A 14583-nucleotide genomic window follows, 5' to 3' on the forward strand; every position below is an offset into this window, starting at 1 on the left:
GAAGGGGATTATTATGACAGAGATGAAGATTAATATTAAAAATGTATATGAGTTAACCCCTCTTCAAGAAGGGATGGTATTTAACCATTTCATTGATGCGAAATCAAAAGCATATATGGAACAAGTTGAATTAAACCTTGAGGGGCATTTGGATATCTCACATTTTGAATCCAGTTTTCAGGAACTAGTAAATCGCCATGATGTATTCAGGACAATTTTTCGCTACTCAAAATTAAAGAAGCCTTTACAGGTTGTCTTTAAAGAGAGAAAAAGTTCCTTTAGCTTTGATAATCTTTCAACTCTCGGGGCAAGTGAAAAAGAAAGAATTATAGGTGAATATAAACATAAAGATCTTGAAAGAAACTTCAATCTTGAGAAGGATTCTTTAATTCGAGTAAAAGTGTTCAAGCAAACAAGTAAACTCTATACAGTATTTGTAAGTTTCCATCATATTATTCTAGATGGTTGGGGATTGGGTGTTGCACTTAAGGAATGGCTGGAAATATATGCATCCAAAATAAATAAACAGCCGATGAAAGTGATAAATGGATTCCCGTACAGTGATTATATAGTTTGGCTGAGAAATCAGAATCTTGAGGAAGCTTCGCGATTTTGGGAAAAAACACTGCAAGGCTACAACAATAAGGCGGGTATTATGCCCGCCTTAAAGAAAAAAGATGGAAAAAGCAATTATCTTCATTTGGAGCATTTCGAAACGTTTGATGTACCTTTGACTAAAGCTCTTGTTTCTTTAGCAAAGTTGCATAAAGTTACACTTAATTCTGTTCTAAGGGCAATTTGGGGCATGCTACTGCAAAAGTACAATGATAGTAATGATGTAGTGTTCGGGTCAGTTGTTTCTGGTCGTCCACCAGAACTTAGTGGTGTAGAGAAGGCTGTTGGTTTGTTTATTAATACCATTCCAGTCCGAATTAAAGGATCGTCTGGCCAAACTTTTCCTGAATTACTGCAGCAGGTACACGGGGATATTCAGGCCGAGAATAAATATCATTATTATCCTCTTTATGAGTCCTTAGCTAAAAGTGAATTAAAAAATGAACTAATAGACCACGTGATTGCTTTTGAAAATTATCCTTTGGATAGACAGTCTATATCTGAAGGACAAGACATAGGCTTTTCAATCAATGAATTAAAAATATTTGAAGAAACAAATTTTGATTTTAATATGAACATTTTTCCGGGTGAAAAAATCACCCTGAAAATTACTTATAACGGGCATGTCTATCAAAAGCAATATATAGAACAGATATGCCATCACTTTAAAAATCTTGTCTGTTGTATTTTGGATAGTCCCAATAAGTTACTCTCCGAGTATGAAATTCTTACAGAAGATGAATTATCAGAAGTATTACAAAACAAAGTAAATGTAAAATATCCTGATGATAAAACAATTCATGAGTTATTTAAAATGCAAGCTGAATTTAATCCTAATAAGAAGGCAGCCGTTTTTGGCGATAAGCATCTGACTTATAAAGAACTTAATTCAAGAGCTGATGCATTAGCATTTCTTCTAAGAAAAAAAGGAGTTAGAAGACAAGAGCCGGTAGGTTTAATATCTGATAGAAGCCTTGACACGGTTGTTGGAATGTTAGCAATTTTAAAATCTGGAGGGTGCTACGTTCCAATAGATCCAACTTTGCCTGCTAAAAGGATTAGTTATATTCTAAAGGATTGCTCAGCAAGATTTCTTTTAACACCAAAGGTATGGAAGCTTCCTTGTAAATTCTCAGGGGAAGTAATCGAACTAAAAGATGAACTATATAAAACTGAGTTTCCATTATTGTCAAATGAAAATATATGCAGTCCCGGCGATCTTGCATATATTATTTATACATCCGGAACTACTGGAAAGCCAAAAGGAGTAATGGTAGAGCATAGAAATGTTGTTAGTTTAATTCTTAATGATAAATTGCCGTTTAGCTTTAATAGTAAGGATGTATGGACCATCTTCCATTCGTTTAGTTTTGATTTTTCGGTTTGGGAACTATATGGTTCACTCCTGAATGGTGGTACTTGTGTCATTGTGCCGAAAGATACTGCTCAAGACCCGAAGGCATTTCTAAAGCTTCTTCAAAAAGAGAATGTTACAGTACTAAACCAAACACCTTCCGCATTTTCTCATCTGATTGAGGAAATATCTACCGGGGGTGCTGATAATCTGAGTCTCCGATACGTTGTTTTTGGAGGAGAAGCATTGAAGCCTGCTATGTTACACCAATTGAAATGCTCATATCCCCATTTACATTTAATTAATATGTATGGAATAACCGAAACAACAGTCCATGTTACATATAAGGAAATTACATTAAATGAAATTGAAGCGAACTTAAGTAGTATCGGCAGGCCGCTTCCAACTTTAACAGCATATGTTATGAACAAAGATCAAAACCTAGTTCCGGTAGGTTCTATTGGAGAGCTATATATAGGGGGAGAAGGTGTATCAAAAGGATACATAAATAATGAAGCGTTAACTAAAGAAAGATTCATAGTAAATCCCTATGATTCTTCCGAGTTAATCTATCGTTCAGGAGATATAGTTCGGAGGATGTTAAATGGGGAATTAGAATACCTTGGCAGGATAGATCATCAAATTAAAATTCGCGGCCATCGAATTGAGATGGGGGAAATCGAAAACCGGCTATTGTTCCACCCTCTTATAAACGAGGCTGCGGTTCTTGCTTATAAAGATCAAACTGATGCGAATTATCTCTGTGCTTATGTGGCATCCGCGGAGGATTTATCTTCTGCTGACTTAAGGAAATATCTCGCCGAGTTTTTGCCCGATTATATGGTTCCTGCTCACTTTATCTTTTTGTCATCCCTTCCGCTTACCTCCAACGGGAAGATTGACCGGAACGCATTGCCACAGCCGGAGATGAGAAGCGTGTCTCCATTTGTAGAGCCTCAATCAGATATGGAACGCAGGCTGGCGCCGGTTTGGCGGGAGGTGCTCGGTCTGGAGCGGGTAGGCATTCATGATGATTTCTTTGAAATGGGCGGCCACTCTCTGAGGGCAGCTCAATTGGTCAATATGATCCATAAAAATCTAGATATGGAACTGCCGCTGAAGGCCGTGTTTGAATACCCGACAATCCATCTTATGGCCCGGGGCATTGAACAGGAAAATAAGGAGGACAAGCAGGGATTCAATGAGATTCAACCAGTAGCAGAACAGGAGCACTACCCGGCATCCTCAGCTCAAAAGCGTATGCTGATCTTAAATCAGCTCGAGGACATTGGGACCAACTACAATATTACTGGAGCTGTCCAATTAAATGGGGCTCTTGATCCTATAAGGCTGGAAGAGGCCATCCGTCAGGTTATCAGCCGGCATGAAGCGCTGCGGACCTCATTCAGCCGGTCAGAGGATGGGTTTATCCAGCGGGTTCATCCGCAGGTCTCCTTTTCACTGGAAAGCTGGGAAAAGGAGGAACCGATGGTTCCTCAGCGTGTGAATGATTTTTCCCGCCCTTTCGATCTTTCCTCTGCTCCTTTATTGAGGGCAGGCCTTATCTCAATGGGGACTGAAAAGCATGTAATGGTGCTGGATATGCATCATATTATCTCAGATGCGTCTTCACTGAATACGATTCTGGAAGAAATCAGCCTATTTTATAAGGGCGAAACGCTGCCGCCGCTCCGTCTTCAATATAAAGATGTATCAGCTTGGCAATCAGAGCGGATGGAAGCAGACTCATTCCGAAAGGCCGAAGATTTCTGGCTGAAAGAACTGGCCGGAGACCTGCCTGTTTTTGATCTTTTACGGAAAGAACGGCCAAGGTTCCAGAGCTTTGAAGGGGAGCGGGTGGACTTTACAGTCCCAAAATCGCTGGCTGCACAGCTTCAGGGACTTGCCCATAAAACCGGGACCACTCTGTTCATGGTGCTTTTATCGGCCTACCAGGTACTTCTCTCCAGATATTCCGGCCAGGAGGATATCCTCGTCGGAACTCCGGCAGCGGGCAGGACCCATGCCGACCTTCATCGCATGGTGGGGATGCTTGGAAATACTCTTCCAATGCGAACAAGGGTAAGGGAAGACCTAAGTTTTCGGGCGCTGCTGGAGAATGTGAGGGATCGGGCGATCCGTGCCTTTGAGCACCAAACCTATCCATTCGATCAGATGGTAGAAAAAGTATCCGTTAAAAGGGACATGAGCCGGAATCCGATTTTTGACTGCATGTTTATCATGCATGATGCGGATGCAGCGAAGCTGGACCTGGAAAACCTTCAGGTTATTCCCTATCCGGTAGAGGACCGGTCTGCCAAAGTCGATCTGGCTCTGGAAGTGACAGAGAAGGACAGGGAACTGGAGACCTGGTTTCAATACAGCACAGCATTATTTTCCAGACATGAGATCGAGACAATGGCCGCCCATTTTCTCCGCATTCTGAAGGAAATCGCTGAGGATCCTGATCAGCCGCTGTCGGCAGTGGAGATGATCTCTGATTATGAACGCCATAATCTTCTACATAGGCTGAATCCAACGGAAATCCAAGGGGAAGAACGTCCGATTCATGAACTTTTTGAAGCACAGGCAGCCTTAACCCCTGGCCGGACTGCCATAGTTTCCAAAGGAAAGGAGTTTACCTACCGGGAAATCAATGAACAGGCGAACCGAATGGCCCGAGCCCTTCAGAGAAAAAAGGTGAAAAAGGGAGACCGCATCGGGGTGATGGTCAGACGGTCGGAGAGCTTAATGACTGCACTGCTCGCTGTGTTAAAAACAGGAGCGGCCTATGTCCCGATTGATCCGGAGTATCCGGAAGAGCGCATTGCGTTTATGGCAGAAGACAGCGGCGTCAAATATGTCATCGCAGATGAAGCTGGCTGTTTCCAATCGTTTAAAGAGAAGGTCCTGCCGCTTTCAGAGCTGGCTGGAACAGGTGAATCCCCATCTAATCCGGAAGCGGGCGTTTCCGCTGATGACCTGGCTTATATTATCTACACGTCCGGATCAACCGGAAATCCAAAGGGCGTGATGGTAGAGCACCGGTCGGTGCAGAACCTTATTGAAGGGATGAGTGACTGTGTGGGTGTCTCTCCGGATGATGCGGTTCTCGCGCTGACCACGGTATCGTTTGACATCTTTGTCACCGAGACCTTCCTTCCATTAGCCAAAGGCGCATGTGTCATCATGGCAAGCGAAGCGGAACACCAGGATCCCGGCTTATTGAGCCGGCTGATATTAGACCGGAAGGTCTCGATTCTACAGGCGACACCGTCCAGGATTAAAGGCCTGGTGATGCATCCGGATGGGGAGAAATGTCTGAAGATGGTCAAGGTGTTGATAATGGGGGGAGAAGCTCTTCCGCCATCCCTTCTGCACAGCCTTCAGGCCCACACCCATTTGGACATCTACAATGCGTACGGGCCAACGGAAACAACAATCTACTCTGTTATCAAAAATGTAACATCGGACCAGGAGGTCACCATCGGCCGTCCTATCCGGAATACAAGGTGCTATATTGTGGGCACAAACGACCGTCTTCAGCCTATGGGGGTCTATGGAGAGCTGTGCATTGCCGGAAGCGGCGTATCACGCGGCTATCTTAATCAGCCGGAGCTGACCGCCGAGAAATTTGTGAAAAGCCCGTTTGAGCCCGGCGATATCATGTATCGGACTGGCGACCTCGCACGCTGGCTGCCCGATGGGCAGATTGAATACGCGGGGCGCATGGACCAGCAGGTGAAACTGCGGGGCTACCGGATAGAGCTCAAGGAAATCGAATCCCATCTGGAAAAAATGGAACCGGTCCGCGAAGCAGCGGCAGCGATGCATAAAGATTCTTCAGGGGATGCGTATCTCTGCGGGTATCTCGTCTGGAAGGATGGCGAAAAGGCCCTTCCTCTGGAAATTGTGAAAGCAGAATTGGCAGGGAAGCTGCCTGGCTATATGGTGCCCGCTCATTTTGTGGTGCTCGAAGAGCTGCCTCTGACAGCGAATGGAAAGCTGGACCGAAAGGCCCTGCCGGAGCCGGAGCGACGGGCGGCTGGCTATGAGGCGCCGGAAACAGGGACAGAAAAGCAATTAGCCCAGATTTGGAGCGAAGTGCTGGGAGTTCAGGGATTTGGAATTGATGATAACTTCTTTGATCTTGGCGGGCATTCCCTGAAAGCGACTATACTGGCTGGGAAAGTGAAAAGAACTCTAAAAAAAGAGCTGCCCCTCAGCGCTGTATTTGAGTTCCCTACCATCAGGGAATTATCGGCAAGGCTTAATAATCTAGATAGCATCCTTGTGCAGGATATACAGCCTGCTTCCTCTCGGAAAGCCTATCCGCTTTCCTCTTCCCAGCGAAGATTGTTTGTTCTAAGCCAATTTCCTGAGATTGGCACGAGCTACAACATGCCGTCGGCATGGGTAATAAAAGGGGATCTGAATTCTGAAAAACTTCAGGCAGCGCTGGAATTAGTAGCTGCCCGACATGAGATCCTGCGTACCGTGTTTAAGATGGTGGATGGGAAACCGGTTCAGCAAATTCAGGAAACGGTGGAAGTAAAGATCGAGTGCCGGTATTCAACAGAAAAAGGGCTGACCAAAGCTATAGATCGATTTGTGCGTCCGTTCGATCTGGAAGAAAGCCCTCTGTTCCGTACGGGCCTTATAAAGATAGAGAATGATCAACATCTACTGCTGTTTGATATGCATCATATCTTATCAGATGGAACATCCATTCAAATTTTGGTGAAAGAAGTTATGGACGCGTTCAATGGCCATTCTCCGCAGAGGGATGGAATCCAATATAAAGACTACGCAGTCTGGCAGCAAGCTCAAAAAGGTTCAAGTTTTTATCTAATGGACCAAACTTTTTGGATGCAAAAATTTAAGGAGAACATACCAGTATTAGAATTATTTTCAGATCACAAAAGAAATGGAAATCCTCCTAATTATTATGGCTCTCAATTAACGTTCGAAATAAATAAAGAGCTAATAGGAAAATTAACAAAACTTGCAATAAAGACTAATAGTAGCATGTTTATGATTTTTATGGCAGCGTACAATATTCTGCTTTCCAGGTTCAGCGGACAGGATGACATTGTGGTCGGGACCCCAGTGGCGGGAAGATCCCGGGATGAAATCCAGGACACCATCGGTGTCTTTGTAAACATGCTTCCGATGCGAAATCAGCCAACAGGCACTAAGTCTTTCCGGACGTTCCTGCAGGAAGTGAGAAGCCGGACATTACAGGCACTTGAGCATCAGGATTATCCATTTGAAGATCTTGTGGAGGACCTGGGGATCCCGAGAGATGCTGGCCGCAATCCTCTGTTTGAAGCTGTGCTTGTCCACCAGAATATGGACCAGTCGGTTTTATCCTTCGGGGATAGTGCTGCTTATCCTTATGACCTGCCGCATCGTACTGCCAAGTTTGACCTGACCCTGGAAATATTGGACCAGCCGGAAGGCAGCCTGATGCGCTGGGAATACCGGACCTCTCTCTTTGCCAGTGAGACTGTCCGACGGATGGCAGACCATTTCCTTCATATCCTGAAGGAAGCCACAGAGGAGCCTGACCAGAAACTGTCCGCCCTGTCACTGCCTAAAGAGGAGCGGGATGTACAGGCAGCGTTTAATGATTCCAAAGGTGAATATGATCTTGATAAGACCATCATTGAACTCTTTGAGGACCAGGCAAGCCAAACACCTGAGAATACCGCGGTGGTGTTCGGAGATGAAAAGTGGAGCTATAAGAGGCTGAACAGGGAAGCGAATCGTCTTGCCCGGCACCTCCAGGCCAAAGGGGCTGGGGCTGAAAAAATCGTAGCGGTCCTGGCTGACCAGTCCGCTGATATGATTTTAGCGGTGCTAGCCGTGCTGAAAGCTGGCAGTGCCTATGTGCCGATTGATCCAGCCTATCCGGCGGAAAGAATTCAGTACATGCTTCAAGACAGCCAGGCGGTTCTGGCTATCACCCAACAGCACTTGACCGGTAAGGTCAAGGGAAGTGCAGAACAGGTGGTGCTTGAGGAAAGGGGCTGGACTGGGGAAACCGAAGAAAACCTTCCTCAGTCTACTGCTGCTAATCAGCTGGCTTATGTCATTTATACCTCCGGTACGACTGGCTATCCAAAAGGGGTAATGGTCGAGCATCGCTCGCTTTCGAATCTATGCCAGTGGCATAATGATCAGTTTGAGGTAACGGAAAAGGACCGAAGCACTAAACTAGCCGGTTTCGGCTTCGATGCCTCGGTGTGGGAGATCTTTCCGCCGCTTCTAAAAGGAGCGTCCCTTTATATCGTACCGGAAGAATTGCGCATGGATATTCAAGGGATCAATGAGTTCTTTGAACAAAACAGGATCACTATCAGTTTTCTTCCGACCCCGCTGTGTGAACCGTTTCTGGCCTTAGACAATCAGTCCCTCAGAGTACTCCTAACAGGGGGAGACAGGCTGAAAAGCTATCGTCCGTCCAGGTTTCAGCTCGTTAATAACTACGGGCCGACTGAAAATACGGTAGTGGCAACGAGCGGCATTATCGGCGAACAGAAGGCTAATTTGCCAATTGGGTATCCGATTGCCAATACCAGAGTGTATATTCTAGGGAAAAACAGTCAGCTTCAGCCAATTGGCGTGCCCGGCGAACTCTGCATCGCAGGAGAGAGCCTGGCGAGGGGCTACTTAAACCGTCCTGAATTGACCAGGGAGAAATTTATCGATCATCCCTGCGAACCCGGAAACCGGCTTTACCGTACGGGGGATCTGGCCCGATGGCTGCCTGACGGCCGCCTGGAATACCTGGGCCGGATGGATGACCAGGTGAAAATCAGAGGCCACCGGATTGAACTCGGAGAAATAGAAGCCCATCTTCTTCATCTGGAAGGGGTCAAAGACGCCCTGGTCCTCGCTCAAAAGGACGCTGATGGGCAAGATTTCCTCTGCGGCTACTTGGCGGGCGGAAAGGCACTAACCGTTTCTGCCATAAGGAGCCATTTGTCCAGAAACCTGCCGGACTATATGATCCCGGCTTCCTATGTCCAGCTGGACCAGTTCCCGCTCACAGTCAACGGGAAAGTGGATAAACAGGCGCTGCCAGCACCTGTTGGCCATATGGACACGGGCGCTGTTTATGAAGCACCGCAGGGGGATGCGGAGGAGCGGCTGGCCCTCGTATGGAAAGAGGTGCTCCGGGCAAGGACAATCGGCCGCTATGATCACTTTTTTGATCTTGGGGGGGATTCCATCAAAGGAATACAGGTAGCTGCCCGTCTTCATGAAAGAGGATGGAAGCTGGAATTGAAAGACCTTTTCCGGCATCCGACCATCTCGGAGCTCGCTCCTTATATGAAGAAAGCCGGCGGCGTTCAGTCGAGCCAGGAAGAAGCAACGGGAGAAGTGATCCTGACGCCCATTCAGCGCTGGTTTTTTGATCAGAAGTTTAAAGAGGCTCATCACTGGAACCAATCCGTCCTGCTTTACAGCCCGGAGGGCTTTGATCCAGAGGCTCTGGAATCTTCCGTCCATGCTCTTCTCTGCCATCATGACGCACTCCGGATGGCCTACCGGGAAGAAGACGGAATGGTTATTCAATGGAACCGTTCAGCGGAAGAGGGAGCCCTTTACCTATGGGAGACCATTCGTATGGAGGAAACAGGGGACGAACTGGCCGGAAGGATCGAACAGGAATCTTCCCGCCTCCAGGCCGGCTTGAATCTCGTGGATGGCCCGCTTGTGGCAGGTGCCTTATTCCAGACCCGGCAGGGCGACCATTTTCTGCTTGCGATTCATCACCTTGCGGTCGATGGAGTTTCCTGGCGCATTCTGCTGGAGGACCTTGCCGAAGGATACAGCCAGGCCAGGCGGTCGGAGGCGATTCAGCTGCCGAAAAAGACCAGCTCCTTCCAGCAGTGGTCCCGTGAATTGGCCCAGTATGCTCAAAGCCGAAGGGTCCGGAAGGAACAGGCCTATTGGAGCGAAGTGGCAAAAGTCCCTGTCCTTCCGCTGCCAAAAGACGGCGAAGCACCGGGAAATCACATGGCGGATGAAAGCCATGTGGTCATACAGTTTACCAAAGAGGAAACCGATCGTCTTCTGAAAGAAGCCAGCCGGGCGTATCGGACAGACATGAATGATCTTCTGTTAACGGCTCTTCTGAATGCGGCAGAAGAATGGACGGGCAATCCCGGCCTGGTGATAGATCTCGAAGGGCATGGACGAGAGTCCATTGGGGAATCGGTGGATATTTCCCGAACCGTGGGCTGGTTTACGACCATGTTCCCGGTAGCCCTTAGCGCTTCTGGTGCTGCAGATCCGGGAGAACAAATCCAGATGGTGAAAGAGCAGCTGCGCCGGATACCGAACAAGGGAATGGGCTACGGCCTCCTCGCTTATCAGAATTCACCAGATGAGAAACCGGCAGAATACAAACCGGAGGTTGGCTTTAATTATCTCGGTGATTTTGGCGAAAGTGCGGGGGGCGAACAAGAGTGGAGGATGTCGCCATATTCAAGCGGCGCTTCGCTGGGGCCGGCGAACCATCGGATCCACGCCCTTGAAATTAACGGAATGACGCTTGAAGGAAAGCTTCAATTCCGATTGAGCTATAACCGATTTGAATACAGGGAACGGTCGATCCGTGCGTTTGCGGAAAGCTTTAAGCGGCATCTAAAAGAGCTTGCGGATTACTGCATCACTCAGGAACGGAGTCTGAAAACCCCGTCTGATGCCGGATACCCGGGATTGTCGCTTGAAGCCTGGAAAGAGATCCAGAAAGTTTATCCGGCAGAGCTGATTGAGGCTATCCGCCCTCTCAGTCCGATGCAGGAAGGCATCCTGTTTGAAGGGCTGATGAACCCGGATTCCCCGGCCTACTTTGAGCAGCTGAGCTTTGTGGCAAAAGGGGAACTCGAGAGTGTGTGGCTGCGGGAGAGCTTCCAGGACCTGGCGGTCCGGCATGAAATTCTTCGTACGGTGTTTACGAATGAAGGTGATCAGCCGCTCCAGCTGGTCCTGAAGGAACTGCCTCTTGAGGTGAAAGAAGTTTCACTGCTGGATATAGACAAAGAAGACCAGCAGGAAGCGATTGATGCATGGAAAGCAGCGGATATCGAGGCGGGATTTGATTTGAAAAAAGGTCCTCTTATGCGTCTTCAGGTGCTTCAGACCGGAGAAGAGGAGTTTGTGCTGATCTGGAGCCATCACCATATCCTGATGGATGGATGGTGCCTGAGCCTTCTCCTTCAGGAATTCCTGTCCCTTTACGCAGGAAAAAGGAAGGGCCTCCCGGCCGAATTAGGCTCGGTTCCATCGTATGGCCGTTATATAGAATGGCTGGCAGATCAGGATCCAGACCAGGCAAAAGGATACTGGAGGGAGCATCTGAAAGGATACGCGGAGAAGGCGGCCCTTCCTAAGAAACAAGCAGCCGTTTCCGTTCCTTATCAGCAGGCGGAGGTTCAATACAGTCTTCCGGCATCTCAGACCAGAAGGCTCGAAGAGGTGGCGCGCGAACTGAACAGCACAGTGAGCACGGTTCTCCAGGCAGCCTGGGGAGTGCTGTTATCACAATACAGCCAGCAGGATGATGCGGTGTTTGGAACCGTTGTTTCCGGAAGGCCGCCGGCTGTGAAGGGAGTGGAGACCATTGTTGGCCTCTTCATCAATGCCATTCCGGTGCGCTATCAGCCTTCGCCCGATAAAACATTTGCGGAACTGGTGAAGGAAGGACAGTCAGCGGCTGTCTCATCCCAGGAGAACAGCTTCCTCTCCCTGGCGGATATACAGGGGGAAAGTGAACTGGGCCAAGGGCTGATTGACCACCTTTTCGTGGTGGAGAACTATCCCTTTGATGAAGAAGCCATGGCAAAAGGGGGAGCCCAGGCGGGCTTTAGCATCCAAAATGAGGGAGCATTTGAGCAAACCAGCTATGATCTGAATGTTATTGTTGTTCCGGGTGAGGAAATTGAATTCAGATTCAGATTCAATAAGGAAGTGTATGAAAGGGATACAGTAGATCGCCTTAAAAGAAATTTGAGCAAGGTTTTGGAAGGTGTCCTGCAAGTGCCGGAAAACACTCTTTACGAATTAGAGATATTGTCTGATGAAGAAAAAAGAGTATTGAAGGAATTCAATTCTACAGAAATGGAATTCCCAGTGGATAAACGGCTCGATCAATTGGTGGAAGAACAGGCTGCACGCAGTCCGTATGAGACTGCCCTAGTATGCGGGGACCGCCGCATCTCCTATCAGGAGCTGTCCAGACAGGCAAGTGCTGCTGCGGCCAGTCTTATCCGGGAAGGTATTCGCCCGGGAGATCATGTAGGCATTATAGCTGGCAGGAAGGCGGAGACTGTGGCTGGCCTCCTTGGCATCTTAAAGGCAGGTGCGGCCTATGTTCCGATGGAACCGGATTATCCGGAGGAAAGGATCCGTTATATTCAAAGCCAATCCCGCCTCACAAGTGTCTTTATGGATGAAGAAGCTTGCAGGATGCTGAAAGGAAAGCTTTTGCCTGAAACACGTGTGATTGCCCTGGAGGAAGCAGTCGGGGGGATTCCGGGTGAAGTAGCGGTTCCTTCGGATCCGTCCAGTCTGGCCTATATCATTTATACATCCGGATCAACGGGGAAACCGAAAGGGGTCATGATTGAACACCGCTCTGCCGTAAACCTGATTCATTGGGTGAACACCACTTACAGAGTAGGAGCAGGAGACCGGCTCCTGTGGCTGACATCGATGTGTTTTGACCTTTCCGTATATGATCTGTTCGGGGTTCTTGCTTCGGGGGGAACAGTAGTCATAGCCCAGAAAGAAGAAGTGCAGGATCCCATCCGCCTGCGGGAAATGCTCAAGGAGGAAAGAATCACATTTTGGGATTCTGTTCCAACCACCCTGCATCATCTGATTAGGAGCCTTGAGGAAAGCGGAACATCCTACCTTCAGGAAGATTTGCGTCTCGTGTTCTTAAGTGGTGACTGGATTCCAGTGGACCTGAAGGAACGTTCAGAAGCGTATCTTCCAAATGCTCGAATAATAGGCCTCGGCGGGGCGACAGAGGGGACCATCTGGTCCAACTATTATCCGATTGACTCGGTTAAAGAAGGAGAAAAGAGCATTCCTTACGGGAAACCAATTGGAAATAATGCGTTTTATATTCTGGATGAAAACCAGCGCCCTGTCCCGCAAGGGGCAATAGGAGAGCTGTACATTGGAGGAATTGGGGTAGCCCGCGGGTATATGGGAGATGAGGAAAAAACAAAAGCCGCCTTTATGAAGGACCCGTTCCGGGAAAATGGAATGGCCCGAATGTACCGGACTGGTGACCTTGGCCGGATGCTTCCGGATGGGAACATGGAATTCCTTGGGCGAAAGGATCACCAGGTCAAGGTAAGAGGCTACCGGATTGAGCTGGGGGAAGTGGAAGCGAAGCTTTCCAGTCATCCAGCCGTGAAGGAAACCGTGGTAACCGTGCTAAAGGATGAAGAAGGGAACAGCGGACTGTGTGCTTACCTGGTAGGCGGGAGGAATGTAACAGACCGCGAACTGCGTGAGCATTTGGCCGCATCCCTGCCTGTTTATATGCTTCCATCCCATTATGTCTGGCTAGATGAAATGCCGCTTAGTGATAACGGAAAAATTGACCGGCGAACATTGCCGAATCCAAAGGAGCAAATTTTAGAAGAACCGTTTGAAAGGCCGGAAAGCGAAACAGCCCAAGCGATAGCTGAAATATGGAAGAATCTTTTGGGAGTTGAAAGAGTAGGGCTTCAGGATAACTTCTTTGATTTAGGGGGTCATTCATTAAAGGCGACGACGTTAGTTGCGAAAATGTATAAGAAATGGGGAATAGAAGTTCCGTTGGAATCGGTATTCCGTTTTCCTATTCTCCTTGAATTGTCGGAAATAGTTAGAAAATTAAGAACCTCCGATTTGGTAAGCGAAGACCCAGTAATGAAATTAAGTAACGGGCAATATCCTATTTTCTGCTTTCCCCCAGTAGCTGGCTTTGGATTCGAATTTAAAGGTTTAGCAGAGCATCTCTCAGATTATGAAGTATATGCGTTTGATTTTATAGAAGAAGATGACAGGTTAGAAAGATATGTTTCAAAAATAAAATCTATTCAGCCAGAAGGTCCCTATACAATATTAGGCTATTCTGCAGGCGGCAATCTTGGTTTTGAAGTTGCGAAAGCAATAGAATTATCAGGAGATCAGGTAGCGAGACTGGTAATCATGGATGCAGAACGGAAATATAGGATTGATGAAACTAGCAGACAGCTGATGGATAAGGAAATAGACGACCAATTACAATTGGCTGAAACCCACTATCGGGAGTTGCTGGCTATTCCAGCACTTCGGCAAAAGGTAAAGAACAGAATAAGGAAGTATAGAGCATATTTAGAGAAAACCGTAAATAAAGGTTTCGTAAACGCTGATATTATTGTGATCTGCTCTGAAGACACTGATGGCTTGGGATGGGCTTCATTAACTAATGGGAAGTATCAAGTTTTTAAAGGTTTCGGAAAACATACGGAAATGCTGAACTCACCTTATGCAGCAAAACATGCAGAAATTTTGCGAAGCCTGAACATAATGGTGTAGATACTGGATTTACTGTGGCC

General features: G+C 47.5%; 1 protein-coding gene. It reads left to right on the forward strand.

Translation table 11 applies throughout. From position 1 onward, the window contains the following. Positions 1-13: 13 nt before the first annotated feature. The gene (locus QUF73_21580) at positions 14-14563 is read left to right on the forward strand and encodes an amino acid adenylation domain-containing protein (protein ID MDM5228719.1); all 14550 of its coding nucleotides are present in this window, start codon (positions 14-16) and stop codon (positions 14561-14563) included. Positions 14564-14583: the final 20 nt, after the last annotated feature.

Origin of the sequence: Cytobacillus sp. NJ13, from assembly GCA_030348385.1 — a bacterium.
Classification (GTDB): Bacteria; Bacillota; Bacilli; order Bacillales; family Cytobacillaceae; genus Cytobacillus.